Consider the following 23,998-nt stretch of genomic DNA (forward strand, 5'->3'; position numbering starts at 1 on the left):
TCTTTCATACGTGCGATTTGTTTATGGCGTGACGTTACTGGCTTTGTTGTTACCCGGTGCATCGAGCACCTTCGCTACGTCATCGATGATCGCCTTACTCATATCCTGCAAAAAATGCGACGCCCAGGCATGCCGGTCGGTGTCACGAACCATGGCGGCGTCTGATGCGAGAAGTTTGGCGATGTGGAGCAGGTCGGAGGCGTGGGAGAGGGCCTGGATGACCGGGACGCCAGCGTTGATGCGGAACAGCGGTTGGTTGTCGTGGTAGGAGAAAGGGGTGAGGCCGATGGTTTTCAGGTCTTGGGGGTTGGTCATTGGGCACCTCCGATTTTTGGGCGGTGGTGGGTGGTGACTGGTGGAGCGGTGGCGCAAATTTTGGACGGATCGAAAGCGGGCATTAGCAAAACTCCTACATTAAGTGAGCGCTGCCACGTTCGTTCTCAGGCGAATGGGTGACAGCTGTGCGCAGGCTGAGAACCGGAAATGTAGGAAACCGGCAGACCCGAAGATCTCCCACGCACAGCCGCCATAACACGGAAATGCAGGCACAAAAAAACGCCGACAATCGTGATTTGGGGGCGCTTGTGCGCCTACATATTACCCGGGTTCTCAGGCCCGGTCGCTGAATTGGCAGCGACGGTCTGAAGGTAGCTTGAGGGAGAAGGATGCGCAATCGTGGCTAGGTGGTGGCGTGGTTTGAAGGTTTAGTGATTTTTATGGCTGGGCAATAATTATTGGCCAGCCATAATTTTCATAATTTCGCATGAGTCTGCTAGTAGCTATGCTCAGCGTAGGTACGAGTGAGCTTGGCAGAGGCAGGTGCACAGTCAGTATGTAAAGACATGTGGCCGAGCTTGAAAATTCAACTGTACATGCATACAGTTAAATCATTGCCATCGACGGGTATAGCCGCCGTATGGCGGAACCTACGGATTGTGTGCTTGACTAACATAACGGCAAGGTGATAATCCGCCACCATTTTCAAAAACGTCCCTATGGATTGGGAAAGGGGTTAAACGTGATCTTCAGCGAACAAAAAGTAGCCCAAATGGCGGCGTACTTTTTGCAAAGACGCGGTGGACGCATGGCCTACATAAAGCTCATGAAGCTGCTTTATTTGGCCGATCGTGAGTCAATGGATCGCTATAGCGCGCCAATGTCGCATGACTCGCATGTATCTATGCCGCAAGGGCCAGTCCTTTCTGCGACTCTCAACCTTATAACAGGTCAGATTCAATCGCCCGTATGGCGCAGTTGGGTCACTCCTGAAGCTAGTTTCGAGGTTTCTTTAACTCGTGATGTGATCGACTTTGATGATCTTGATGAGCTCTCCGAAGCAGATCTCGAAATCATGGATCATGTTTGGGAGCAGTTCGGCCAAATGAGGCGTTGGGAGTTGGTTAACTATACTCACGACCATTTGCCAGAATGGGTTGATCCTGGCCGCTCTTCTAGCCCGATTAATCCTCGAGCTGTTTTCAGGGCGCTAGGCAGAGATGAGCAGCAAGCTGAGTCGCTTGCTCGAGATCTGTTTGAGCGTAAAAGTCTAGGACGGGCTATTTCTGAGTTGATCTGATGCCAGGGAATATTTTACGGAAAGGAACTCTATTAATACTCAGCGGACCAGCCAACCACCTCCACATCGTTATGAATGACCCGATTTACTCGCATGAGTACGGGTACGACGGTGTTTTGGCTGTGAACATTTCGTCAGTTAAGGCAGGGATTTATCATGATCCTTCCTGCATTTTAACTACGGCATGTCATCCCTTTGTTCGATGGGATAGCTGGGTGGTTTATAAGGAAGCTGCTGTTTTCGATGCTTCCCGTCTGGATTTAAAAGTGGATGCTGGCGAAATTGTTACGCACACTGCTGTGAGCGATGACGTTTACGAGCGAATTCGAGGTGGATTTGATATTTCTAGGCATCTACCAAGAAAGATCAGCAGATTTCTTCGCCAGAACAGTCTTTAACTGAGAGCCCTACGTTTAAATGTAGGGCTTTTTTGCTTGCGGCTTTTTTGACAATAAGTGGCAAGCGCTAAATGGCGTATCGCTAGAATTCGATTCCGAGAACACGTATTCCTAATGTGCCGTAGGCATCGACCTGCAACGTTGATTACACCAAGTAACTAATGATGTTCCCGCCCCCACCTTTATCCCCTCCAGCTAACTCCCTACATTGAACTCCAACGCCTACCCATTCATTCCGAAGGGAAGGTCACTGGAGATTCCTCATGCCTTTCGTAAGCGTACGCATCACCCGCGATGGCGTTACCTCTGAGCAGAAAGCTCAGGTGATCGCCGAAATCACTGAAACCCTGGAACGCGTCCTCAAAAAGGATCCGCACCTGACCCACATCGTGATCGAAGAAGTCGACACCGATAACTGGGGCTACGCCGGCATCACCACCACCCAGTACCGCAAGCAGCTGGCTGAGGCGGAGGGGCAGTCATGACCGCGTCGGTCTCCATCGATTTCATCTCCGACGTGGTGTGCCCGTGGTGCGCGTTGGGCGCGACGGCGCTGGAGCAGGCGATCGAGAACGTGGCGGGTGAAGTCTCGGTGGAGCTGACCTACAAGCCCTTCGAGTTGAACCCGGACATGCCGGCAGTCGGCGAAAAAGCGGTCGAGCATTTGATGCGCAAGTATGGACGAACCGCCGAAGACGTCGCCGCCGGCAAGGCGATGCAGATCGAACGTGGCGCGGCCATCGGTTTCAAGTTCGATCTAGAGAAGCGCAGCCACTTCTACAACACGTTTGATGCTCACCGGTTGTTGATGTGGGCGATGCAGGAAGGGCGGCAGGTCGCACTGAAGAAGATCCTGCTGCGCGCTTATTTCACCGACGGCCAGAACCCGAGCGATCGCGAGACGCTGGTGGGTCTGGCTGCTGAAGCGGGACTGGGTGCGGTGGCTGCGCAAGAGGTGTTGGCGTCCGGAGCGTTCGCCAAGGAAGTGCGTGAGCTTGAAGAGTTTTACCGCCAGCGCGGCATCAATTCGGTTCCGGCCATGGTGCTGAACGGTCGTCACCTGGTGTCCGGTTCGCAGTCGGTCGAGTACTACGAACAGATGTTGAGACAAATGGCGACGGCCCCCGCCGAAGCCTGATTACTTACTTTTTCAAACCATCATTTATTAGTTGAGGTTCATCATGAGCAATTCGAAAAAAGTCATCGTTATTACTGGCGCTTCCCAAGGTCTCGGCGCAGGCATGGTCAAGGCGTTCCGTGATCTGGATTACAAAGTTGTCGCCACTTCGCGTTCGATCAAACCGTCTACCGACCCGGACATCCTCACCGTGGCGGGCGACATCGGCAACCCGGAAGTCGCCCAGCAAGTCATCCGCGAAGCCATCGCACGTTTTGGCCGCATCGACACCCTGGTCAACAACGCCGGGATCTTCGTTGCCAAGCCGTTCACCGCTTACACCCCGGAAGACTACGCCGCCGTGTTGTCGGTGAACCTGAATGGTTTCTTCTACATCACCCAACTCGCGATCACCGAGATGGAAAAACAAGGCAGCGGCCACGTCGTCAGTATCACCACCAGCCTGGTGGACCACGCCATTGACGGCGTGCCATCGGTACTGGCGTCGTTGACCAAAGGTGGCCTGAATGCGGCGACCAAATCCCTGGCCATCGAATACGCCAAACGAGGTATTCGGGTGAACGCGGTCAGCCCCGGCATCATCAAGACGCCGATGCATGGCGAGGAAACCCATGAAGCGCTGGGCAATCTGCACCCGGTCGGGCACATGGGCGAGATCAGCGACATTGCTCAGGCGGTTGTGTATCTGGACAGCGCCAACTTTGTCACGGGTGAAATCCTGCACGTTGATGGTGGTCAGAGTGCCGGTCACTAAGACCTGACTTGTCCGAAGCGCCGTCGATCAATGTCGACGGCGTTTTCATTGGAGAGCACACAATGAATGCCCACGTTCACAAGGTTTTCCTGATCACCGGGGTCAGTTCAGGTTTCGGCCTGGCTTTTTCGCAAGCAGCGCTGGCGGCGGGACACACGGTGGTGGGGACGGTGCGGCGCGAATCCGAGCGTGCTGCGTTCGAAGCGCTGGACGCCCATCGCGCCAAAGCGTTCGTGCTCGATGTCACCGATTTTCCGGCGATCGAGCCGCTGGTGGCCGATATTCTGCGCGAGGTCGGCCAGATCGATGTGTTGGTGAACAACGCCGGTTATGGTCATGAGGGCATTCCAGAGGAGTCGCCTCTGACGGAGATGCAGCGCCAGTTCGACGTTAATGTGTTTGGCGCGGTGGCAATGATCAAGGCGGTTCTGCCCGGTATGCGTGAGCGGCGCAGCGGGCATATCGTCAACATCACCTCCATGGCCGGCTTCATCACGTTGCCGGGCATCGCCTACTACAGCGGCAGCAAATTCGCCCTCGAAGGCGTGAGTGAAGCGCTGGCCAAAGAGGTGGAAAGTCTGGGCATCCACGTGACCGCTTTGGCGCCGGGCTCGTTTCGTACCGAATGGGCAGGCCGCTCGATGATCCGTTCGGGTCGCACGTTGGGTGAGTACGACGCGGTGTTCGATCCGGTCCGCAAGGCGCGTGAAGAAAAGAGTGGCAAGCAGGCCGGCGATCCGCACAAGGCGGCGCAGGCATTGTTGACCTTGGTGGCTGCTGAAAAGCCGCCGGTTCATCTGTTACTGGGTAAGGATGCAGTGAGGCTGGTGCGGGAGAAGATTGTGCACCTTCAGGCGGAAATCGACGCTTGGGAGCACCTTTCGGAATCGACTGAGTTCGACTGATCGAAACCCTCGGGGCATAGAAACTCAAACCCCAGAAACAACAAAGCCCTTGTATTTCTACGAGGGCTTTGTTTTGTATGGTGCGGCACCAGACGAACGGTATGTTTCGGCGAGACTAGGTTTCTCGGGCGCCTGGAGTTCGTTGGAAAATTCGGCGTACACCAACTAGTAACTATAAATAAATCAGCTAGTTATGGCGTTGTGTGGAATCGAACTCGGGATTTTTTAGATGTCAGCACGTTATCGGTCTGCAAGTAATTAAGAGCCGCATACGGAATGGTAAACCTCCTGAATTCGAACGTTCTCGATCATCCCATCCGTAGAGAATAGGCAGGAATCCGCCAAAAGCTGCCCGTGGCGATAGGCAGTAGGCGGCCATAACCGGACGTTCGAATCAATACCTGAGACTGGTGAACGGTCCTCTATCCCTTTAGGACCAGAGACAAGTCCGGGTATTTAGCGCACATGAAATCGACAAATGCGCGAACCTTCGGAGCAGCCAGACGCCTGGACGTGTGCAAGACCCAGAGCTCGGGTTCTACACCCGATACCGTGCCCCACTGGACCAACTCGCCACGGGCAAGCTGGTTCCATGCAATGGACTGTGGAATGAGGGCTGCACCACCGCCAGCAATAGCAGCATCGCGGATCATCAGTAACGAAGAGAACCGCAGCTTTGGAATCGGCTCCAGAACCAAGTGTCCTCCATCGAGTTTCCAGTGAGTGGGCTGGAAATTCAAAGCCACGATGCTAGGAACTGGTCTGATCGCGCCGGTCATTGGCTTAGGTACTTCAGGCGCCGCCACTACAACCAACCGGTCCTTGGCGAAGCAGCGGCCGACCAAACTGCTGTCGGGGCTCGGGTTGATCCGAATGGCGACGTCATAGTGTTCCTCGACCAGGTCGACCAGGCGATCCTCCGCCACGACTTCGATTTCGACCTCCGGGTAGGCGGCACAAAATTCGGCGCCAATGCGGCCCATTGCAAGCTGGGAGAACAGGACTGGGGCAGCGACACGCAAGCGTCCGCGCGGCGTCGAAACGCCCTCACGGGCCGCCGTCATGGCTTCAGCCACCTCGCCCAACGGACCTTCTGTTCGAGCCATCAGCATTTCGCCGGCTTCGGTGAGCTTCAGGCCGCGAGCGCTGCGCTCGATCAGCCTCACGCCCAGTTGCTCCTCAAGGTCGGAGATTCGGCGCGATAAGGTTGCTTTGGATATGCCGCTCGCACGGCTCGCCTTTCCGAGCCCCTCATTCGTCGCGACGAGCGTGAAATCGATCAGAGCGTTCAGGTTCATGGTGTTCCACTTTTGAAACGAAGTGTCTGCATTTTGGTGTCTCCGCTTTACCTGCGCAACAGCCTATCTTCTCGTCATCGGAACTCGATACGAGGAACTGCAATGAACACCATGCAACGCGCTGTACTGGTCCAGGCATACGGCGGCGCTGACGCCGCGGAAGTGGCCGAGATCGAAAAGCAGGAACCAGGGCACGGCCAGGTTCTGGTTCGAGTTCGAGCCGCTGGCGTGAACGGCATCGATTGGAAGGTTCGCGAAGGCCATGTGCGAAATGCTTTCCCGCTTCCATTGCCAATAGTGCTGGGCGCCGAAATGGCGGGGGTTGTCGAGGCTGTCGGTCCCGGCGCCTCTCGCTTTCGTGTTGGCGATCGGGTCATGGGCGCGGTGGGTGGGCTGGGCGCGTACGCTGAATTCGTGACCGTCAGTGAAGCGAGCCTCTCCCTTACGCCATCAAATCTTGATGACATCCATGCTGCCGCTGTACCCGTCGCAGCCGTGGCGGCCTGGAAGAGCCTCCATCATGCGGGTCCGATTCATCCAGGCCAGCGAATCCTTATTCACGGCGCTGCCGGTGGGCTGGGCGCCTATGCCGTGCAGTACGCCAAGCGGTCCGCCGCCGAGGTATTCGCAACTGCGGGCACTGCTGACCTGGATTATGTGCGCAGCCTTGGCGCGGATCATGTCATCGACTATCAATCCCAACGTTTCGAGGACGTCATCCAGGACATTGACCTGGTGCTCGACTACGTCGGGGGTGAGGTACTGGATCGCTCGTGGCAGGTGTTGGCGGAAAACGGCGTCATTGTCGGCACGTCATCACCCGACATCTTGGCGCGCACGCCGGCGAATCGCCGAGGCCTCTGGTTCATGAACAAGCCCGACCCCGAATTGCTGGAGACGCTGGCCCAGGAAATCGCCAGCGGCACGCTGCAGTCCAGGATCGGCAAGGTCGTCGGCTTCACCGACATCCCTGAGGCCATCGAACGTAATCGCAGCGCTTCACGGACTGGCAAGGTCGTTGCGGACTTCTCTCGCTGATCCACCCAAAATATCCACTGTAGGAGATTCAAACATGAGCATTCTCGTTATTGGCGCCACGGGTACCATTGGTTCACTCATCACTCAGGGCCTTGCCAACGCGGGCGCCGAGGTCAAAGCCCTAGTGCGCCAACCTGGTAAGCGGGACTTCCCGGCTGGCGTCACTGAAGTTGTCGCAGACCTCACCGATGTACCGTCGATGCGCGTCGCGCTGTCGTCGGTGCGGACGCTGTTCCTGCTCAACGCCGTTACGCCCGATGAGGTGACGCAAGCCCTCATCACGCTGAACCTCGCTCAGGAGGCTGGTATCGAGCGTATCGTTTACCTGTCGGTGATTCATGCTGACAAGTTCACCAATGTTCCGCACTTCACCGGCAAACATACGGTTGAACGCATGATCGAAAGCCTCGACATCCCCGCAACCATTCTGCGTCCGGCTTACTTCATGCAAAACGAACGCATGGTCCAGCAGACGATTCAGAACTACTCGGTATACCCGATGCCAATCGGCGCGGCGGGCGTCTCGATGATTGATGCGCGCGATATTGCTGATGTCGCCGTGGCAGAGCTGCTGCGACGCGACAAGGCATCTTCAGCTCTTGATCGTGTAACGCTGGAGTTGGTCGGCCCGCAGGTACTTACCGGTGCGTCCGTGGCGAAGATCTGGAGCTCCGCCCTGGGTCGCGACATTGCCTACGGTGGTGACGATGTAGCGGCCTTCGAAGGACAACTAGCTTCGTACGGTCCCACCTGGTTGGCTTATGACATGCGCCTGATGATGGCAGGTATCCAGAAGTTCGGCATGCAAGCGGCTGACGGAACAGTGGACCGGCTAGAGGCCATCATTGGGCACCCGCTGCGCACCTATGAAGACTTCGTGCGCGAAGCCATTGCCGGGGTTTAAACAGTCAGGGCAAGGGGGGATTTATTTTTGGCCAGTGCGCTGTCCCCCATACTAACTCTGTCCTCGTTCGGCTCTGACCCCTCTAATGAGAACACTACTATGAGCAACCAAGCTTCCGCGTGCCAATGAGGTCGAGTTCTTCGAACATATTGGCTTGGGGCAGTGGTTCCGGACCGTGACGGGACTGGTCGAAGTAACGGGTGCTATCGCCCTACTGATACCCGTCACCGCCGGACTGGGCGGTCTGCTGCTCGCGATCACCATGTGCTTTGCTATTTTCACCCATCTGTCCGTTATTGGCGGTAGCCCCGTACCGGCAATCGCGCTGCTGCTGATCACGGCGAGTATCGCCTGGCTCCACCGCGTCGGCATCTTGAACCTCATCCGTCCAATGCAAGCCTGACTTTACGGGAATCGAAACCATGACCACCTCCTCAACCAACCTTGATACGAGTCTGTTCCGGCGTATTGCACAGTACACGCGAGGAACGGTAGGTCATGGGCCTATTACACGCCTGATGAGTCCTTCTGATCTGGGTCAGACTCTCAAGTCCTTCGTGTTCCTCGACATCTTTGACGTCAGTGGAGATGCTATCCATGCGATGGAGAGCATGCCTTTGCATCCCCATTCGGGCATAGCCACCGTGACGGTTTTTACAGAAGGCCGTGTGCGCTAACGATTCGGATAATGGGGAAGGGACGATCGGTTACGGTGGTGTCGAATGGATGCGTGCCGGCGGAGGTATCTGGCATGGCAAAGCAGGAAAGGGGACGGATCTATTTTCCTGATTAAAAATGGGGTGTCTGCGCGCAGTGGTGCTAGCGTTGAACACAACATCTACTTGCTAATGCTTCGGTATCGAGCTAGTAACCACCTCAGGGAAAACCCGTAATGGACCTACACCACGAGTTTGAGAGCAGCAAATTCTTCAACCGCGCCCGAATCGATCGACGCGCCGCCGATGCCTTGGTCGGGTTGGCCGCTGGTATTACGGCCGATGGTGTTGTGAACGTCACGGAAGCGGTTTTTCTAAAGCAATGGTTGGAAAACAATCTCGCGCATCTGAACGATCCGGTGATCAATCTGCTGTATTCGCGTTTGGCGTGCATGCTTCAGGACAATGCTCTAGACAAGGATGAGTCCCTGGAGCTGCTTAACATTCTGCGTGGTTTTTCTGGAGTGGGCATTGAGGGAGCGAAGGTCGGCGGTGCTGTTGCCGTTGCTCCTACGGACCTTCCCTTCAATTTACCGGCCCCTGATTTGGTGTGGGATGGCCGGATGTTTGTATTTACGGGTGTCATGGCCTTTGGGCCGCGTAAGGATTGTCAGGCGCTGGTCGAAGAACGAGGTGGTTTGATTGGGGGCGGTGTGAGTAAGAAGGTGCATTACCTGGTGGTCGGTAGCGTGGGTAATGAGCAGTGGCGCCACAGTACTTATGGAACAAAGATCATGAAGGCAGTGGAGTTGCGGGAGGCAGGAGCTTCGATTGCCATTGTGGGTGAGGATCATTGGCAAAGGATGCTGTTTGGTTGAGGTTGCTTCGTTTTTGGTGCCTTGGAAAGGCGCCCTTTGTCTTGGTCAGTAGATCGTCGTTGGGTTTGGCGGACTCATCGCGAGCAGGCTCGCTCCCACGGGTTTCAGTGTGTGCGGACAAAAAGTGGACGTTCCAGAAACAACAAAGCCCTCGTATTTCTACGAGGGCTTTGTTTTGTATGGTGCGGCACCAGGAGTCGAAGCATAAGCTAACCACTTGTTTTTAAATAAATTAATATTAATGATTCGTGGTGCTACCTCATAAAATACCCGCAGCCTTCATTCGATCCTGGCACAGTCATTCGTAGCGCAGTCCTCGTGACCTCCATTCCTATACATAGTCAGAACAGCCCGAATTGGCTCGCTGAGTGCTAGTGGGCGTGATTCCTTTGACCGTTAAGTTGTGCGTTATGGGAGTAATTAGCCTTTATGCAGATCTTTTGCACGTCTGCGCATAAAGAAATAGACATTGATGGTGGCCCTTCAGTAGCATCAGCTCAAGACCTAAATTCAGGGATGAAAAATGAGTATTGCAGATAAATTCAAAAGCTTTTTGGACAATATAAAAGTTTCTAACGATGAACAGATTAGCGATCGATATGGCGAAATCACGCTAGCGTTAAATAAAGAGTTTAGGGATTCCGATTCTAGTACAGCTAATAACCTTCGGGTCGGATCCTACGGTAGATGGACAGCCATTAAGGGCATTTCCGATTTAGATATGCTCTATATTATGCCCGCTGGAAAGTGGGACGATTATAAAAATGGTGGACAGTCTAAACTGTTACAGGATACAAAGAATGCTATAAAAGCCCGATATCCAAGGACTGATATTTTCGTAGATAGTCCCGTGGTGAGGGTGTTGTATACGAACTTCCATGTGGAGGTGCAGCCCGTATTTAAGCAAGATGATGGAAGTTATCTATATCCAGATACTAGAAATGGAGGAAGCTGGAAAACTACAAAGCCTCGTGAAGAAATGGATGCCATGAAGACGGTTAATGAAGATTATAATCGTAACCTCCGTCGACTTTGCAAAATGGTTAGAGCTTGGAAGAATAAACACGGTGTAGGGATGGGTGGGTTACTTATCGATACCCTCGCTCATAATTTTATCAAAGCGAATGATGACTACAAAGAAAAAAGCTATCTCTATTATGATTGGATGAGCAGGGATTTTTTTAAGTTTTTGGCAGATCAACCTGATAAAGAATATTACGCCGCTCTTGGAAGTGGACAGCGTGTTAAGGTTAAAGAGAAGTTTCAAAAGTCTGCAAACAAGGCCTATGAGTTATGCTTGAAGGCTATTGAAGATAACGGTAACGATACCGAAAATGCGAAATGGCAAAAAATTTATGGGCGCCAATTTCCTTCGGCTGTTGTTGTGGAGAAGGCCGAAGCTAGCACTTATAAACAAGATTATAAGCGTACAGAAGAGTTTGTCGAAAATAGTTATTCTGTTGATATTCGAAATAAACTTAGGATCGACTGTGAAGTAACGCAGAATGGGTGTCGCCCAGACTCACTTCGCAATATGCTAATGAGGAGTTTTAAGCTAAGCCCGAAAAAGTCTTTGAAATTCAATATCGTGGAAAATGACACGGCGGGTGACTATGATGTGTATTGGAAAGTCTTGAATCGAGGCGATGAAGCTAAACGCAGAGATTGTGTTCGTGGGCAAGTTGTCCAAGATTCTGGTTTGGAGAAGATAGAGGAACATACTAATTTTTCTGGCGATCACATTGTAGAATGCTACATAGTCAAAAATAATGTCGTCGTTGCAAAGGATAGAATTCATGTCCCTATTGAGTGAGCAAATATGAATAAGGATGCTCTATTAAAAATAGTCGCCGACACCGGGTATAATGTTGGTTTCGGTGGAAGAAAGCATTGGGCAACATTCGACATAGTAGACAAGGTTCCAGGACTTATCAGCTTTTTCTCGATGGCTATTGGTATCTTTGCATTGGTTTGGGATGAGTTAGGGACAAAAATCCCTTCAGCGTCACTGCTAGTATTAGGTGTTATTGGCTTATACATTTCATTCTATGATCACAAGAAAAAAGATTATGAAGTCACGGCGGTAAAGCTGACTCGTATATACGAGTCTTTAAGGGACTTGTACAGAGAAGTTGAAGGGCTAGCGGATGAACCTCTTATGCCTTACCGCGAAAGGCTTTCAGTGTTGAAAGACGAATATTATAATGCCGCCATTAGCAAACAGATTTTGTTTAGTGACTGGTATGCTCATTACAAATTCTTCTGGCAATATCAGATAGATTGGGTGGATGAGAAAAAGCATTTTCGGTTGTTGAGGGATAAAATACCACTGTCATTTATGTTTTGGTGTATGGTGGTAATAGTGATTTTATTGGTTGTGATATTTAGATCAAATCTGCTTTTGCTTCGTCTGAAACTTGGTGCGTAGGCAACTTAAATATCTATCGTGGTTTCTGCTGGTTTTGCGAGTGCAGGCGTTATTTTCAGTGATAAAAAACGACTTAGATCTCGAGAGAATATGGACGGACTTACCTTTACATCAGAGCTCATCAAGGCTTTAGCTTGGCCCGCTGCAACAATTATTTTGGCGTGTCTATTGCGGGAACCATTAGTGGGGCTTGTCCCGCTAATGAGAAAGCTTAAGTATAAAGAGCTTGAGCTTGAGTTTTCACAAGAGGTACTTGCCTTAAAGACTGAAGCATCACCTGTTCTTGATTCGCCACAGAAAGAGGATCTATCCGCTACCACCTCCAAAGCATTGGACTTGGTGTCCCTGTCTACGCGTGCGGCAATTATGGAGGCGTGGATTGATGTTGAAACAGCGGCAGTAGAGGTTGCAAGTTCATTTTGGAGTCAGTCGCCTAACGAGACAATGCGTAATCTACCCAATCTGGGAGAATACTTACATCAGTGCAAAGTCATCGATGATAAGCAGCTAAGTATATACAAAAAGCTTCAAAAGCTCCGCAATAAGGCAGCTCATGCGGAAGAGCTGAATTTAAGCGAGGAAGATGCAATGTCCTACGTCACCATGGCCTTCAATCTAGCTCGACATATCAAGAGTAATTAGTTGAAGGTGAAGAATGTAAGCTGGAATTTATTTTGTGGGTGGTCCAAAAAAATACGCTGCTCTGAAAGGTTAATAAAGGAGCTTTATTATGGCATTGGCAGAGTGGTTTAGTACGTTTTGCTACAATATTAGAACGCAGGATGCAGGAACTATTCCTAGTCGTTATAAGGCCATTACTCGCCGTCTAAACACTGAATTCTGGAATACTACGTCCGATGTTGCTCACGGACTTTATTTGGGGTCGTATGGGCGAAACACTGCGATCCAGGGTATCAGCGATCTGGATGTACTTTTTCAACTTCCATATTCAATTTATCAGCAGTACAACAACTATAATGGCAACGGTCAATCCTCTCTGCTCCAAGCGGTCAAAAAGTCCATCGAAAAAACATATTCAACTACAAGTATCAGAGGCGATGGCCAAGTCATACTTATCCCTTTTACTGATGGAATAACATTCGAAGTATTACCCGCGTTCATCAACGATGATGACAGCTACACCTACCCCGACGCGAACGGTGGGGGATGTTGGCGGGTTACGAATCCAAAGCCAGAGATTTCTGCAATAAGAACGAGAAATGCAGCCTGCAACGGAAATCTGGTCCTACTTTGTCGAATGATGCGGGCATGGAAACAAAAGTGGGACGTACCGATTAGTGGCTTGCTCGTTGATACGCTCGCTTATCAGTTTATTGATACGTGGCAGCATAAAGATAAATCATACTTGTATTACGATTTTATGTGTCGCGACTTTTTTTACTTTATGTCAAATCAAGATAGTCAAAAGGAGTATTGGAAAGCTCCCGGAAGCGGGCAGCACGTTTACGGCAAAGGATTATTTCAATGGAAAGCCACCAGGTGCTACAATCTTGCACGCGAGGCAATAGAACATGAAGTTGCTAGTCCAAAGCGTGAGTGGTCAGCAAAGCAAAAATGGAGAGAAATATTTGGAACCTCATTCCCAGACTAATGACTCTCTAGACTCAAGAGCCGTCCTAGAGGGACAATTACGCGAGTGCTATGGACGTGTTGTGTACTCTCATAAAACGCATGAGAAGTGTGCAGACATCCTCTTGGGTAGGCTTTCCAACATCAAGCTGTGGCAGATCATCCTATCGGCTGTAACAACCGGAGGCTTTGTCGCGGCGGCTTTGGGTGGCGGTGAGAATGCAGCGCTTGTTGGAATCGTTGTGTCTACAATACTGCTTATATTGAACGCCTACACAAAGAATTACGACTTAGGAGAGCTCGCTCAAAAGCATCGACAGGCAGGCGCTGATCTCTGGATTATCAGAGAAAGATATCTTTCTCTCATCACGGATTTACGAATGGGCGAGAAACCCATCGAAACTCTACAAAAGGTGAGAGATAGCCTGCTGGAGCAATTACATGCAGTTTACTCAGGTGCTCCAAGTACAACATATCAAGCATATAAGAAGGCGCAAGAAGCGTTGAAGAAACTCGAAGACATGACGTTTTCCGATGCGGAGATTGATGCATTTCTTCCGAAGGAACTTAAGAAGGGCTAACAATGGGTGCGCAGCATATCTTGCCTCCCAGCATGGTTCAGACAGGGTGCAGGAAGCCTAGCTCAATTGTTATTCATTGCGATGCCAAGGTTGTGCTAACTCTTCGACGGGTGGTTGAACTGCCACGGTTTTCCTAAGCGAAGGGTGATCAGGTTTACTGTAAGGCGGTAGTAATAGTTCGTCGATTTGGCGTGCCGGTCCACGTGGCAGCTTAGAAACCACGCAAGGTGCTTTCGCTGCCAGGTCCAAGGATTATCCCGGTGCCATCGATCCGAGATCGCTTCTTGAATAGCGTTAGCTTGTCTAAGGTGGCGCCGGCGCGTGGTATGAGAGCCTGTCAGAATACCCGTTAGGAATAATTCCATATCGAATTCCTTGCTCATACTCGGCCCCCTATGTAAGCAGAAACCACGTCTATACGTCCGTGTCCCAGTTCGTGGCTGATTTGTTCTCTGGCCTCTTTATCGAGGTGTGGGTCAAGCTGGTAGCAGTTCCCACCGTAAATGGGCGCGGGATGATGGGTCATTTGCTCATAGCGTTCGCACGCATACGCGGCCCTCAGCTCGTGAAAGCCGCTTAGTCCGTGCGAATGGAGTATTGTCCGAGCAGGGCGAATGGAGTCGCGTATGAAGTTCCGGTAGCGATCGGTAGGGGCTAACAGGTTGCAGCTTCCGTCAGGCGAGGCTTGAAGGGCGAAGATGAGTGCATCACGAATGTGATCGCTCACTGTTATCCAGCGAGGGGCTGATGCGCCTGATCGACCACCTTTGGTGCCGTCCTGAATGTTGATCTTGCCGTACTGTTCGGCCTCACGCTTCAGGCGCGGAAGGTCGGCCAAAATGGCCTCACGTAAGCGCATGCCGGTGGCTCGCGCTAACTGAGCGATAGCCGCGGCACGCGGCTGCTGGTGTGCGCAAAGCACCTCTACGACCCTCTTCACATGTTCGCGGTCTTGGCCTTGCGGCACCGAACGACGAACACTGGTGCGCCGCATTCCTAACGCCTTGCTCGGACTCGGCACTTTCACATACTGATCACCGCGAAGCGCTGCCAGGGTCCGGTTGACGCTGGACAACCGGTTTTGCGCGGTGGCGATGGCGAGCTCACCTTGTTCAACTTGCTCGCGCAGATGTTTGGCATAGTCCATCAAAGTCTGTCGATCAATCTGCCGCGCATCGTTAACCCCCGGCCCATCCTCCGAGCGACACCAGCGCACAAACGCCTGCCACCGATCACTGTGCGCCTTGACCGTGCCGTAGTGCCCGCCGCCAAACAGATCACGTAGCGCCTGTGGCCCGGCAAAACTCAGTTGCCGTCCATAGCCAAAGTTCCGCCCGTCCCGTCTACCGACCAATGCCATGATCAAACTCCTCTCGAAGCCAAACCTTTAAAACCTTCCCCACGTCATCCCGCCAAGAATGTTGAGTGTTATCAGGGATCAAGGCCCCTGCGACCTGTGAGGGTTGTCCACTAACGCGGGACTGGCGGCTCTTTACGACCGGGAGCTTGGGCATCTCATGATCTGGCCTCCTGAACACTTCCGGAGACGTGGGCGGGTGGAGGCTGCGCTGGCTGACGAGACCAATGCTGCGAGATCCTGAGTCGGTGAAGGCAGTGAAGCGATGACCGGGGCATGCCTGACTGTCAGTCAGGTGCAGTCCATTCCGTATGCTGCGGCACCATCATCTACATCGCTGTTGCTGGTGACTTCGGTGTTTGTCACGCCGATTGTCACGAAGGGAAATGCCGCAATGCCTTGTACGAGTTGGGCTGCAGCAGTGGTAGGAGCGCCCGTCTCTTTCCGGGAGAAAGAGACGGGCGCAGGTTGGCGCACGGGAATGGCCAAGCGGATAGGTTGCTGCAGGGCAGCTATGAAAGGGATGAGTTGCCGCAGTGGGCACACTGGTAAAAGTAGGCATCCATCACATCGCTGTGACCGTGCGAGCTACCGGACGCTAATCGCACTTTGGGAGAACCACCACCGTGTGGCGTAGCCTTAAAGGTTCTGGCTACCTGGGTTGCTGTCGACGACAGCGCTTTGCCCGATCTTTTCTACGCCTGTGGATAATTCGGGTCAAGACTCCAATTTTCGGGAGTTCTGCGGCTGTGGATGAAATTATCCACCGGTGGAAATCAGTGGTTTTCCACAGACAGTTGTGTGGGCTTTAGATTTTTTAAGTGAGGTCCATCCAAACAGGGCGGCTTTGCAGCCCTGTTTGGATGGACCCGCGTGGACAAGCGGATCGCTGAGATATGAAGACCGAGCGCTTACTCAGTTGCACCACGTTTTGCTTTTAGGCGAGTGACGTTCGCTCCTGTCTGGTTCGCGAATTCGTGTGGAGTGACATGCTCCTGCCGGTTGGCCTCCAGGTACCGGCTCCACCAGTTCATGATCAGCCTGCGCTCCTCGATGAACTCGGCCTTGTGGATGTAAGCGGCGCGGACGTTGTTGCGCTCCTTGTGGCTCATCTGCCGTTCAATGGCTGTCTCCGACCACAATCCTGACTCGATCAGTGCGCTGCAGGCCATTGAACGAAATCCATGCCCGCAGATATCGGTTTTGGTGTCGTATCCCATCGTCCGAAGCGCGTTGTTCACGGTATTTTCGGACATGGGCTTCCAGGGTTTGGCATCACCTGCGAAGACCAATGCGAATTTGCCTGTGAGCGTATGGATTTGTTCGAGTAGCGTCACCGCTTTCGGCGATAAGGGTACAAGATGGATATCCCCTGCCATCTTCGTACCCCTTGTGGAAAAGGGTACTCCCTCCAACGCTGCCCGAGTGTCCGGGATTTCCCAGACGCCGCGCTTGAGGTCGAACTCGCTCCAACGGGCGAAACGCAGCTCGCTGGATCGTACAAACACATGCAGCGATAGCATCACCGTCAGACGGGTAAGTGCGCGGCCTTTATAGGTGTCGATCCGCTCCTGTAGTTCCGGCAGTCGCGATAAGGGTAGGGCGGGGCGATGTACCACCCGCGGGGCTTTGATCAAGCCTTCGAGGTCGTAGGCAGGGTTTGCGGTGATAAGTCGGAGGCGTTTTGCTTCGCGCATGATGCTCTGCAGGTAGTTTTGTACCCTTAAAGCAACGTCTATCGTTCCGCGCTTCTTGATCGCTTCCAAGGGCTGCATGAGGTCATGGGTGTCGAGGTCGACAATGGCGCGGGCGCCGATCAGCGGGAACACGTGGGTTTTGAGGCGGCTCATCACAGTCTTGGAGTGGCCTGGTGCCCACTTGGCCGACATTTCCGTGTGCCAGTCCAGCGCAACGCTTTCAAAGGTTCTGCCTTTGATCACAGCTTCCGCCTTGGCTTGGTGCTTGGTCTCTATGGGATCAATGCCATCCGCCAGCATTCGCTTGACCTCCAAGCGCTTGCGGCGCGCGTCGGCGAGGCCAATGACGGGATAGTTGCCGAACGAGGTCAGTCCTTCTCGTCCGTCAGGTTTGACGTAACGGAGCCGCCAGCCTTTGCGGCCATTGGGTTGGACTAGAAGGTAGAGGCCATCGCCGTCGAAAAGCTTGTAGGCGCGGTCTGTAGGTTTTGCCAAGCGGCAAGCTGCGTCGGAGAGCGGAGCTGTGGTGCGCGACATAAGGGTACTCCCTTTTATCGAAGTGACTTGTATCCCAAACTCTACCCTTAAAACGGTTGGAATCCACCAGTTTCTGACGGAAACCGATGGAACGCTAAAACGAAAAAACCCGCCAGAAGGCGGGTTTTTCGGGGGTTCCAGAGATTTTGAAAGCCTTCTCTGGAACCTTGTATGGTGCCGGCACCAGGAGTCGAACCCGGGACCTACTGATTACAAGTCAGTTGCTCTACCAACTGAGCTATACCGGCGTGTTGGGCGACGATTATAGCGATTGGGTTGGTTCTGTAAACCCCTGAATTCAGACTATTTTTGCGCAGGCGTCAGGCGGGCCCCGCGGATGCTTCTGCGGGGCCGACCGGTGCAATTGCTTTAGCCCCTTACACGCCGTTTTTAACCGCGTTGATCAGGTCCTGACTCAGCACCTGCGCGGGTGCCACTTGCACGCTTTGCGTGTAGAACGGCGGCAGGTTCTGGGCCAGTGTCGATAACGCTTGGGCGGTGGTGTTGCCCGGCAACAACACATATTGCAGGTTGGACGGATAGCTTTGTGGCACAGGGCCTTCCATGGTCGAGCCGTACGCGCCGAAGGTCATCACGGCCTGCGGGGTGGTGGGGTCGGGGGCGTAGAGGAAGACGAAGGTGCCGTACTTTGGATGCGTCAGGTATTGCTCGGCCTGGGCGCGCACCGCCGGGTCGGGGTCGTTCATCAGGGTCCAGCGCATGACGGCGTAGTTGCGGGTCGTTTCCATGAACGCTGTACGAATCGGCGACTGGTTCTCGACGCCGCCCAGACACACCAGCAGGTTGCCGAACGGATCGATGAGGGCCACCGAGTTGAACACCGGGCTGTGCTGTGCGGTTTGTAATAGTGGCGGAGCGAGTTCTGCGCCGGGGTCGCGTGGGTTGGCCGATTGCACGGTCAGTGCAAACGGGCTGAGCGCCGTCAGTGCCTGGCGCACTTTGCTGTTGGCCGGGAGGTTGGCCGGGTTTTGCAGTTGATCTGGTGGCAGGCCGCTGTTGTTGCTGGCCTCGCGTACGGTGTTGACGCTGGCGGAGAAGATCGAGCTACAGAGGAAGTACGCCGCCGAATCGATTGTTTGTCCGCCGAACACCGGGCTGTTCGAGCCTTGATAGGCGCGGCTGACAGGCGCCGCAATCGCGTAATAACCCCAAGTGTCCTGCGCCTGTTGGCGGATCTGCGGCGGCAGCGACGGAAAGGTGAACTGGCTGTTGTAGTTGATGCCTGCGTAGTCATCGATCGCACTGACGGCGACGTTAAATCCTGCAGTCAGCAGCGAACCGGCGCACATGGCACATGGGTCCAGGGTGGTGACGACAGTCAACTGATTGGGCGGTGGCAGGTTCAATGGCGCGACGTTTTCGTAGTACCAGTCCACCAACTGTCGCTCGCCGTGGGCGGTCGGGTCATGGGGTAGAAAGTAAGTGGTGCCACTGCCGGGGAAAGGCATCAGCACGTTGTTGTGTAGCGCGGCGATGACTTCGCCCGTTGCGTTGTTGATGATGGCGCCGCCCACCGCGAAGGTTTGCTGCAGTGCAGCGTAAATGGCTTGGTTGGCGACGGTATCGACGGCTTCCTGCGCACTGTTCAATGTGCTCATGTTTTCCCAGCTCCTTGCTGTCCCTGATGCCAGAGAATTCTGGCGCTTTGCAAAGATAGTTGAGGATTTCCAGGTCGTTTATGTTCTTTTGGCTTAACGCTTATGCACAACGCAGACCTGTGGCACCTACAGTCAAGAGCGCAATTGTGGATCGGTTCTCAATTTGCTCGCAAATGCCTGTTTTTCCGATTTTTTATTCATGTGTACGAAAAATGAACAGTGGTGTTTCAACCCCGAAACAGGCGTGTTTATTGGATCCACGATAATTCCATCAACAGAGTTATCCACAGGCTGGGCGTAATTAAGGACGTTCGGCCAAGAGTAGAAAGTTACGCGGTGTGAGCGGGGTTTCGCAGAAGGTGCCGAGGCGAACGGCATAGCCTTGCTCGAACAGGAAAAGTGCTCGATCGAGTACCAGCCAAAGCTCCAACGGGCGTCGGAAAAGACCGCGCAACAGCTCCAGATTGCGCACTTCGGCCAATCGCTGCCAACCGGCGGCTTCGAGTGCTGACCAATCCTGCGGGCCGATTGTGGATAACTCTTTAAGCGCGGCCAAATGATGGCAGTAATCAGCGAAGGATTTATCCAGCCAGGTGCTGGGCAGGGAAGGGGTGGGCAGGTATTCGTCAATGCCACGCAGTTGCCGCTGCAGCAGGTCGAAGGCCAGGCGTCGGGCCATGGAGGTGTCACGCTGACGTCGGACGCGAGCGCCAGCGGTGACGGTTTCGCTCATCGGTAGCGAAAGATCTTCGAGGGACAGCTGTAGGTCGGAGCGCTTGGCCGACGAGGAAAGCGTCTGGTACTCGCTCAGACTGATCCGGTTGTAGCAGCAAGGCGCGATGGCCAGTTGCTTGCAACCAGTCGCACTGGCGAGCTGGATCAGCCGCACATGCAGATCACCGCAGGCATGCAGCGCTACCGGCGTGTGGTCAGCATTCAGGAAAAAGGCGGTATCCGCAGCGAGTACATCTTGCTCGACATGCAGCGCATGCAATTGATGACGCTGGTTGAGTGCCTGACCACTGGCGACCAGCGCCGGGTCGTATTCCAGGCAAGTGAGCTGCTGACCGGTTTGCAACAATCGCCGCCCCAAATGGCCTTTGCCCGAGCACCAATCAAGCCAATGTTTCGGTGATGCAGCAAACGACAAGCAGCTGGCAAACGCCTCAATCTGCTGCCACTTGCGCCCCGGCACATCGACATTCAATCGATGCCCGGCCGCTTCCAGTGCATGCGCCGGCAGTTCACCCACTGCGCTCAGCTCAAGCGACAGCGCCGCCAGCGAAGCAAAAGGTTCCGGCGCATCCAGCAAACAAGGTTGGTTATGACTGTTTTCTGCATCTTCCAGCGACTGACCCCGTAGCCAGCGCGCCAATTCCGGGTAGGACGCTTCCCAGGGAAGCTGCAGATGAGTAAACGGCCGAGGCTTCCACAGCGCCTGATGCTCGATCAGAAAAGCATCCAGCGCCGCGAAACGGGCGAGTAAGGCCTCACCCGTCAGCACGCAGGCATCAACGCCCTTGGCAGGCATCGACGCGCAGCCAGCGCTCCAGCAGCTTGAAGCCGCGAACCAGCACATAAGCCATCAACAGATAGAACATGCCCGCCGCGAAGAAGATCTCCACCGGCAGGTAGGTCCGGGCAATGATGGTGCGGGCCATGCCGGTCAGTTCTAGCAGAGTCACGGTGCTGGCCAGGGCGCTGGCCTTGAGCATCAGGATGACTTCGTTGCTGTAGGCCGGCAGACCGATGCGCGCGGCTCGGGGCAGGATGATGTAGACCAGCGCTTTGGCCCGGGACATGCCCAAGGCTCGCGCCGCTTCGATCTCGCCGGGTGGAATCGCCTGAATCGCGCCGCGCAGGATCTCGGCGATGTAGGCCGCGGTGTGCAACGTCATGGTCGCCGTGGCGCACCAGAACGGATCGCGCAGGTACGGCCACATCGAGCTGTTACGGACCGCGTCGAACTGCGCCAGGCCGTAGTAGACCAGGAACAGCTGAACCAGCAACGGAGTGCCACGGAAAAAGAAGATGTAGCCGTAGGGGAATGCCCGCACGTACCAGAGTCGTGACGAGCGCGCGATGCCCAGCGGAATTGCCAGCAGCAAACCGGCGATCACGGCGATGGCCACCAGTTCCAGAGTCAGTGTCGCGCCCTGAGCCAGTTTCGGCAGCCACTTGATGATGACTTCCCAGTTCATTGGGTGCTCCTCGCGAAGCCGCGAGCGGCACGTTTTTCCATGAAGTACATGCCGGTCATGGCGAGAACCGTCAGGCCCAGGTACATGAACGCGGCCACCATATAGAAGGTGAACGGTTGCTTGGATATGGTCACGCCGATTTGCGCGTGACGCATGATTTCTTCCAGGCCGATGACTGATACCAGCGCGGTGTCTTTCATCAGGATCATGAACAGGTTGCCCAGCCCGGGCAGGGCGATGCGCCACATCTGCGGCATGATCAGCTTAGTGAAGATGCGGAATTTCGACAGGCCCAAGGCCACACCTGCTTCGCGGTGACCTTTGGGGATAGCCAAAATTGCACCACGAAACACTTCCGTGGCGTAGGCGCCGAAGCACAGCCCCAGCGCAATTACGCCGGCGGCGAAAGCATTGAGTTCGAGGTCGGGGTTGCCGAAGAACTCGCCCAGGGCACGCATCAAGTTGACCGTGCCGAAGTAGATCAACAGCACCCAGAGCAATTCAGGGATGCCGCGAACCAGGGTCGAATAAGTGCCGCCAAGCCATTGCAGTGGCTTGTACGGGGAAGTCTTGGCCAAGGCGCCGAGCAGACCGAGCACCAGCCCCAGGCACAACGCCGAGAGTGCCAGTTTCACAGTCATCAGCGCACCAGCGGCGAGCGCCGGGCCGAATCCGTAGAGATCGATAGTCATGGATTTCTTTTCAAATCGCGGCAGGCAATGCCAGGGACTGGCGCCGTCAAATAACGGCGCCGGCCTGGCAGGTCAGAATCAATAGATGCTGAACGGGAAGTACTTGTCGTTGATCTTTTTGTAGGTGCCATCAGCGACGATTTCTTTCAGTGCGGTGTTCAGCTTCGTACGAATCTCATCGCCTTTACGTACAGCGATACCGATCTTGTCGCTTTCTTCCACCGGGTCGCCATTGAACTCATAAGAACGGCCGGCGTCGCTTTTCAGCCACTCGTAGTTGACGTATTTGTCCGCGAGGATGCCGTCCAGACGACCGGAGGTCAGGTCGAGGTAGGCGTTTTCCTGGGTGTCGTAGAGTTTGACTTCAACGCCTTCCATGTTGTCTTCCAGCCAGGTGCCAGCGAGGGTCGCACGTTGTGCACCGATCACTTTGCCTTGCAGGGAAGCCTTGTCGGTTTTGAAGTCGACGTTTTTCGGCGCGATGAATTGCAGCTTGTTGGAGTAGTACGGGTCGGTGAAGTCCACCGCTTGCTTGCGCTCGTCGGTGATCGACATCGAGGAGATCAGGAAGTCGAATTTCTTGGCGTTCAGGGCCGGAATGATGCCGTCCCAGTCGGACGTGACCACGGTGCATTCGACTTTCATCTTGGCGCACAGGGCGTCGCCGATTTCTTTGTCGAAGCCGACGACATTGCCACTGGCATCTTTGTTGTTGAACGGCGGGTAGGCCGCTTCGATGCCCATCTTCAAGGTCTCGGCGGCGGCACCGGCGCTGAAGGCCAGGGTGACGGCAGCAGCCAGGAAGATTTTTTTGTAGTTCTGCATGCGGGTGGCTCCGTTAGCGGTTGCTGGACATGAATTGTTTGCAGCGCGCCGAAAGCGGGTTTTCGAACACCTGCTGTGGCGATCCTTGCTCTTCTACCAGGCCCTGGTGGAGGAACACCACCTCGCTGGAAACCTGACGGGCGAAGCCCATTTCATGGGTGACCAGCAGCATGGTGCGGCCTTCTTCGGCCAATGCGCGGATGACATTAAGTACTTCCTGGACCATTTCCGGGTCAAGGGCGGAGGTCGGCTCGTCGAACAGGATCACCTTGGGCTGCATTGCCAGCGTGCGGGCAATGGCCGCGCGTTGTTGCTGGCCACCGGAGAGTTGCGCCGGGTAGGCATGGCGCTTGTCAGCGATGCCGACCTTGGCCAGCAAGGCTTCGGCGACTTCGATGGCCTCGGCCTTGCTCTGGCCGAGTACGCGGCGCGGGGCTTCGATGATGTTGTCGAGCACGCTCATGTGCGGCCAGAGATTAAAGTTTTGAAACACAAAACCGATCTCGCTGCGCAGGCGATTGATCTGCTTGCCGTCGGCAGCAACCAGTTCGCCGTTCTTGGCGGCTTTGAGCTTGAGTTCTTCGCCGGCCACCAGGATCTGGCCCTGGTGCGGGTTTTCCAACAGGTTGATGCAACGAAGGAAGGTGGACTTGCCGGAACCGGAAGAACCCAGGATCGAGATCACGTCGCCGTCGCGGGCGGTCAGCGAGATGCCTTTGAGCACCTCAAGCTGTCCGTAGCGTTTGTGCAAGTTGCGGATTTCAAGCGCGGGCGTGGCCTCAGCCATGTGCGTTCCTCATAAGTATTTCGCTCCTGCTGTTGGCGGCCTTCCTGGCGAGGCGGCCAAGCTAGCATAGCGTCTGAATGGCAGCCAACAGCGCTACGGGCGGTAAACGGGTGGCCTGTGGCAGGTTGTCGCATCGGTA

Annotated in this window: 24 protein-coding genes, 1 tRNA gene and 1 pseudogene; 15 read left to right on the top strand and 11 right to left on the bottom strand. The window is 54.3% G+C overall.

The window, feature by feature from the left end:
- Positions 1 to 21 precede the first annotated feature (21 nt).
- Positions 22 to 315 carry a DUF3077 domain-containing protein gene (locus AC3IUE_RS01445; RefSeq protein WP_489265154.1) on the bottom strand — a complete coding sequence of 98 codons (294 nt, stop codon included), beginning with the start codon at positions 313 to 315 and terminating at the stop codon, positions 22 to 24.
- A gap of 703 nt (positions 316 to 1,018) precedes the next feature.
- Here AC3IUE_RS01445 and AC3IUE_RS01450 point away from each other — a divergent pair.
- From AC3IUE_RS01450 to AC3IUE_RS01470, 5 genes are all read left to right on the top strand, one after another.
- Positions 1,019 to 1,576: a Panacea domain-containing protein gene (locus AC3IUE_RS01450; RefSeq protein ID WP_489265156.1), complete on the top strand. Its 558-nt coding sequence runs from the start codon at positions 1,019 to 1,021 to the stop codon at positions 1,574 to 1,576.
- Between the two features lie 661 nt (positions 1,577 to 2,237).
- On the top strand, positions 2,238 to 2,459 hold the full coding sequence (locus AC3IUE_RS01455; protein ID WP_056745525.1) for a tautomerase family protein: 222 nt from the start codon (positions 2,238 to 2,240) through the stop codon (positions 2,457 to 2,459).
- Positions 2,456 to 3,112, top strand: a complete 657-nt coding sequence (locus AC3IUE_RS01460) for a DsbA family oxidoreductase (protein WP_489265158.1) — start codon at positions 2,456 to 2,458, stop codon at positions 3,110 to 3,112. The genes AC3IUE_RS01455 and AC3IUE_RS01460 overlap by 4 nt, the downstream gene beginning before the upstream one ends.
- Positions 3,113 to 3,155: 43 nt before the next feature.
- A complete protein-coding gene (locus tag AC3IUE_RS01465) occupies positions 3,156 to 3,866 on the top strand; it encodes an SDR family NAD(P)-dependent oxidoreductase (RefSeq protein ID WP_489265161.1) in 711 nt (236 codons plus the stop codon).
- A 62-nt stretch (positions 3,867 to 3,928) separates the two neighbouring features.
- The gene (locus AC3IUE_RS01470; RefSeq protein WP_489265163.1) at positions 3,929 to 4,771 is read left to right on the top strand and encodes an oxidoreductase; all 843 of its coding nucleotides are present in this window, start codon (positions 3,929 to 3,931) and stop codon (positions 4,769 to 4,771) included.
- A 422-nt stretch (positions 4,772 to 5,193) separates the two neighbouring features.
- Here AC3IUE_RS01470 and AC3IUE_RS01475 read toward each other — a convergent pair whose 3' ends face one another.
- Complete coding sequence (locus tag AC3IUE_RS01475) at positions 5,194 to 6,069, bottom strand: LysR family transcriptional regulator (protein WP_056745793.1); 876 nt, start codon at positions 6,067 to 6,069, stop codon at positions 5,194 to 5,196.
- 102 nt (positions 6,070 to 6,171) lie between these two features.
- Here AC3IUE_RS01475 and AC3IUE_RS01480 point away from each other — a divergent pair, with 102 nt between their 5' ends.
- The 10 genes and pseudogenes from AC3IUE_RS01480 to AC3IUE_RS01525 all read left to right on the top strand — a co-directional run bounded on the left by AC3IUE_RS01480 (position 6,172) and on the right by AC3IUE_RS01525 (position 14,144).
- Complete coding sequence (locus AC3IUE_RS01480; RefSeq protein ID WP_489265165.1) at positions 6,172 to 7,107, top strand: NADP-dependent oxidoreductase; 936 nt, start codon at positions 6,172 to 6,174, stop codon at positions 7,105 to 7,107.
- Positions 7,108 to 7,141: 34 nt separating this feature from the next.
- The gene (locus AC3IUE_RS01485) at positions 7,142 to 8,011 is read left to right on the top strand and encodes an NmrA/HSCARG family protein (RefSeq protein WP_461999092.1); all 870 of its coding nucleotides are present in this window, start codon (positions 7,142 to 7,144) and stop codon (positions 8,009 to 8,011) included.
- A 136-nt stretch (positions 8,012 to 8,147) separates the two neighbouring features.
- A pseudogene (locus AC3IUE_RS01490) lies at positions 8,148 to 8,414 on the top strand (DoxX family protein); the annotation flags it as partial.
- A 19-nt stretch (positions 8,415 to 8,433) separates the two neighbouring features.
- Positions 8,434 to 8,688, top strand: coding sequence for a pirin family protein (locus AC3IUE_RS01495; protein WP_330219789.1), 255 nt, complete (start codon positions 8,434 to 8,436; stop codon positions 8,686 to 8,688).
- A gap of 215 nt (positions 8,689 to 8,903) precedes the next feature.
- The gene (locus AC3IUE_RS01500) at positions 8,904 to 9,545 is read left to right on the top strand and encodes a BRCT domain-containing protein (RefSeq protein WP_056745514.1); all 642 of its coding nucleotides are present in this window, start codon (positions 8,904 to 8,906) and stop codon (positions 9,543 to 9,545) included.
- A 523-nt stretch (positions 9,546 to 10,068) separates the two neighbouring features.
- Complete coding sequence (locus AC3IUE_RS01505; protein ID WP_489265168.1) at positions 10,069 to 11,358, top strand: SMODS domain-containing nucleotidyltransferase; 1,290 nt, start codon at positions 10,069 to 10,071, stop codon at positions 11,356 to 11,358.
- 6 nt (positions 11,359 to 11,364) lie between these two features.
- The gene (locus AC3IUE_RS01510; protein WP_489265169.1) at positions 11,365 to 11,973 is read left to right on the top strand and encodes an SLATT domain-containing protein; all 609 of its coding nucleotides are present in this window, start codon (positions 11,365 to 11,367) and stop codon (positions 11,971 to 11,973) included.
- Positions 11,974 to 12,063: 90 nt separating this feature from the next.
- A complete protein-coding gene (locus tag AC3IUE_RS01515) occupies positions 12,064 to 12,615 on the top strand; it encodes a hypothetical protein (protein WP_489265171.1) in 552 nt (183 codons plus the stop codon).
- Between the two features lie 88 nt (positions 12,616 to 12,703).
- On the top strand, positions 12,704 to 13,585 hold the full coding sequence (locus AC3IUE_RS01520; protein ID WP_465822174.1) for an SMODS domain-containing nucleotidyltransferase: 882 nt from the start codon (positions 12,704 to 12,706) through the stop codon (positions 13,583 to 13,585).
- On the top strand, positions 13,506 to 14,144 hold the full coding sequence (locus AC3IUE_RS01525; protein ID WP_153004087.1) for an SLATT domain-containing protein: 639 nt from the start codon (positions 13,506 to 13,508) through the stop codon (positions 14,142 to 14,144). The genes AC3IUE_RS01520 and AC3IUE_RS01525 overlap by 80 nt, the downstream gene beginning before the upstream one ends.
- Positions 14,145 to 14,523: 379 nt before the next feature.
- Here the strand turns inward: AC3IUE_RS01525 and AC3IUE_RS01530 are convergent, their stop codons facing one another.
- The 9 genes from AC3IUE_RS01530 to AC3IUE_RS01570 form a co-directional block, all read right to left on the bottom strand.
- The gene (locus tag AC3IUE_RS01530; RefSeq protein ID WP_489265174.1) at positions 14,524 to 15,504 is read right to left on the bottom strand and encodes an integrase domain-containing protein; all 981 of its coding nucleotides are present in this window, start codon (positions 15,502 to 15,504) and stop codon (positions 14,524 to 14,526) included.
- Positions 15,505 to 16,412: 908 nt separating this feature from the next.
- The gene (locus AC3IUE_RS01535; RefSeq protein WP_489265176.1) at positions 16,413 to 17,735 is read right to left on the bottom strand and encodes a tyrosine-type recombinase/integrase; all 1,323 of its coding nucleotides are present in this window, start codon (positions 17,733 to 17,735) and stop codon (positions 16,413 to 16,415) included.
- A gap of 172 nt (positions 17,736 to 17,907) precedes the next feature.
- Positions 17,908 to 17,983 (bottom strand) — tRNA-Thr (locus AC3IUE_RS01540).
- Positions 17,984 to 18,112: 129 nt separating this feature from the next.
- On the bottom strand, positions 18,113 to 19,354 hold the full coding sequence (locus AC3IUE_RS01545) for a nucleoside deaminase (RefSeq protein WP_489265178.1): 1,242 nt from the start codon (positions 19,352 to 19,354) through the stop codon (positions 18,113 to 18,115).
- A gap of 301 nt (positions 19,355 to 19,655) precedes the next feature.
- A complete protein-coding gene (locus AC3IUE_RS01550; protein WP_489265180.1) occupies positions 19,656 to 20,885 on the bottom strand; it encodes a methyltransferase in 1,230 nt (409 codons plus the stop codon).
- A complete protein-coding gene (locus AC3IUE_RS01555) occupies positions 20,866 to 21,555 on the bottom strand; it encodes an ABC transporter permease (protein WP_046045543.1) in 690 nt (229 codons plus the stop codon). The genes AC3IUE_RS01550 and AC3IUE_RS01555 overlap by 20 nt, the downstream gene beginning before the upstream one ends.
- Positions 21,552 to 22,247 carry an ABC transporter permease gene (locus AC3IUE_RS01560; RefSeq protein ID WP_046045544.1) on the bottom strand — a complete coding sequence of 232 codons (696 nt, stop codon included), beginning with the start codon at positions 22,245 to 22,247 and terminating at the stop codon, positions 21,552 to 21,554. The genes AC3IUE_RS01555 and AC3IUE_RS01560 overlap by 4 nt, the downstream gene beginning before the upstream one ends.
- A 78-nt stretch (positions 22,248 to 22,325) precedes the next feature.
- Positions 22,326 to 23,072: an ABC transporter substrate-binding protein gene (locus AC3IUE_RS01565; RefSeq protein ID WP_489265183.1), complete on the bottom strand. Its 747-nt coding sequence runs from the start codon at positions 23,070 to 23,072 to the stop codon at positions 22,326 to 22,328.
- Positions 23,073 to 23,085: 13 nt separating this feature from the next.
- Complete coding sequence (locus AC3IUE_RS01570) at positions 23,086 to 23,859, bottom strand: ABC transporter ATP-binding protein (protein ID WP_007897462.1); 774 nt, start codon at positions 23,857 to 23,859, stop codon at positions 23,086 to 23,088.
- Between the last annotated feature and the right edge of the window lie 139 nt (positions 23,860 to 23,998).

This window comes from Pseudomonas sp. GL_093 (assembly GCF_057837605.1).

Bases quoted from the DNA above. Each gene is read 5' to 3' on its own strand.
- AC3IUE_RS01445 (WP_489265154.1), bottom strand. From the start codon at position 315: ATGACCAACCCCCAAGACCTGAAAACCATCGGCCTCACCCCTTTCTCC.
- AC3IUE_RS01455 (WP_056745525.1), top strand. From the start codon at position 2,238: ATGCCTTTCGTAAGCGTACGCATCACCCGCGATGGCGTTACCTCTGAG.
- AC3IUE_RS01460 (WP_489265158.1), top strand. From the start codon at position 2,456: ATGACCGCGTCGGTCTCCATCGATTTCATCTCCGACGTGGTGTGCCCG.
- AC3IUE_RS01465 (WP_489265161.1), top strand. From the start codon at position 3,156: ATGAGCAATTCGAAAAAAGTCATCGTTATTACTGGCGCTTCCCAAGGT.
- AC3IUE_RS01470 (WP_489265163.1), top strand. From the start codon at position 3,929: ATGAATGCCCACGTTCACAAGGTTTTCCTGATCACCGGGGTCAGTTCA.
- AC3IUE_RS01475 (WP_056745793.1), bottom strand. From the start codon at position 6,069: ATGAACCTGAACGCTCTGATCGATTTCACGCTCGTCGCGACGAATGAG.
- AC3IUE_RS01480 (WP_489265165.1), top strand. From the start codon at position 6,172: ATGAACACCATGCAACGCGCTGTACTGGTCCAGGCATACGGCGGCGCT.
- AC3IUE_RS01485 (WP_461999092.1), top strand. From the start codon at position 7,142: ATGAGCATTCTCGTTATTGGCGCCACGGGTACCATTGGTTCACTCATC.
- AC3IUE_RS01495 (WP_330219789.1), top strand. From the start codon at position 8,434: ATGACCACCTCCTCAACCAACCTTGATACGAGTCTGTTCCGGCGTATT.
- AC3IUE_RS01500 (WP_056745514.1), top strand. From the start codon at position 8,904: ATGGACCTACACCACGAGTTTGAGAGCAGCAAATTCTTCAACCGCGCC.
- AC3IUE_RS01505 (WP_489265168.1), top strand. From the start codon at position 10,069: ATGAGTATTGCAGATAAATTCAAAAGCTTTTTGGACAATATAAAAGTT.
- AC3IUE_RS01510 (WP_489265169.1), top strand. From the start codon at position 11,365: ATGAATAAGGATGCTCTATTAAAAATAGTCGCCGACACCGGGTATAAT.
- AC3IUE_RS01515 (WP_489265171.1), top strand. From the start codon at position 12,064: ATGGACGGACTTACCTTTACATCAGAGCTCATCAAGGCTTTAGCTTGG.
- AC3IUE_RS01520 (WP_465822174.1), top strand. From the start codon at position 12,704: ATGGCATTGGCAGAGTGGTTTAGTACGTTTTGCTACAATATTAGAACG.
- AC3IUE_RS01525 (WP_153004087.1), top strand. From the start codon at position 13,506: ATGAAGTTGCTAGTCCAAAGCGTGAGTGGTCAGCAAAGCAAAAATGGA.
- AC3IUE_RS01530 (WP_489265174.1), bottom strand. From the start codon at position 15,504: ATGGCATTGGTCGGTAGACGGGACGGGCGGAACTTTGGCTATGGACGG.
- AC3IUE_RS01535 (WP_489265176.1), bottom strand. From the start codon at position 17,735: ATGTCGCGCACCACAGCTCCGCTCTCCGACGCAGCTTGCCGCTTGGCA.
- AC3IUE_RS01545 (WP_489265178.1), bottom strand. From the start codon at position 19,354: ATGAGCACATTGAACAGTGCGCAGGAAGCCGTCGATACCGTCGCCAAC.
- AC3IUE_RS01550 (WP_489265180.1), bottom strand. From the start codon at position 20,885: ATGCCTGCCAAGGGCGTTGATGCCTGCGTGCTGACGGGTGAGGCCTTA.
- AC3IUE_RS01555 (WP_046045543.1), bottom strand. From the start codon at position 21,555: ATGAACTGGGAAGTCATCATCAAGTGGCTGCCGAAACTGGCTCAGGGC.
- AC3IUE_RS01560 (WP_046045544.1), bottom strand. From the start codon at position 22,247: ATGACTATCGATCTCTACGGATTCGGCCCGGCGCTCGCCGCTGGTGCG.
- AC3IUE_RS01565 (WP_489265183.1), bottom strand. From the start codon at position 23,072: ATGCAGAACTACAAAAAAATCTTCCTGGCTGCTGCCGTCACCCTGGCC.
- AC3IUE_RS01570 (WP_007897462.1), bottom strand. From the start codon at position 23,859: ATGGCTGAGGCCACGCCCGCGCTTGAAATCCGCAACTTGCACAAACGC.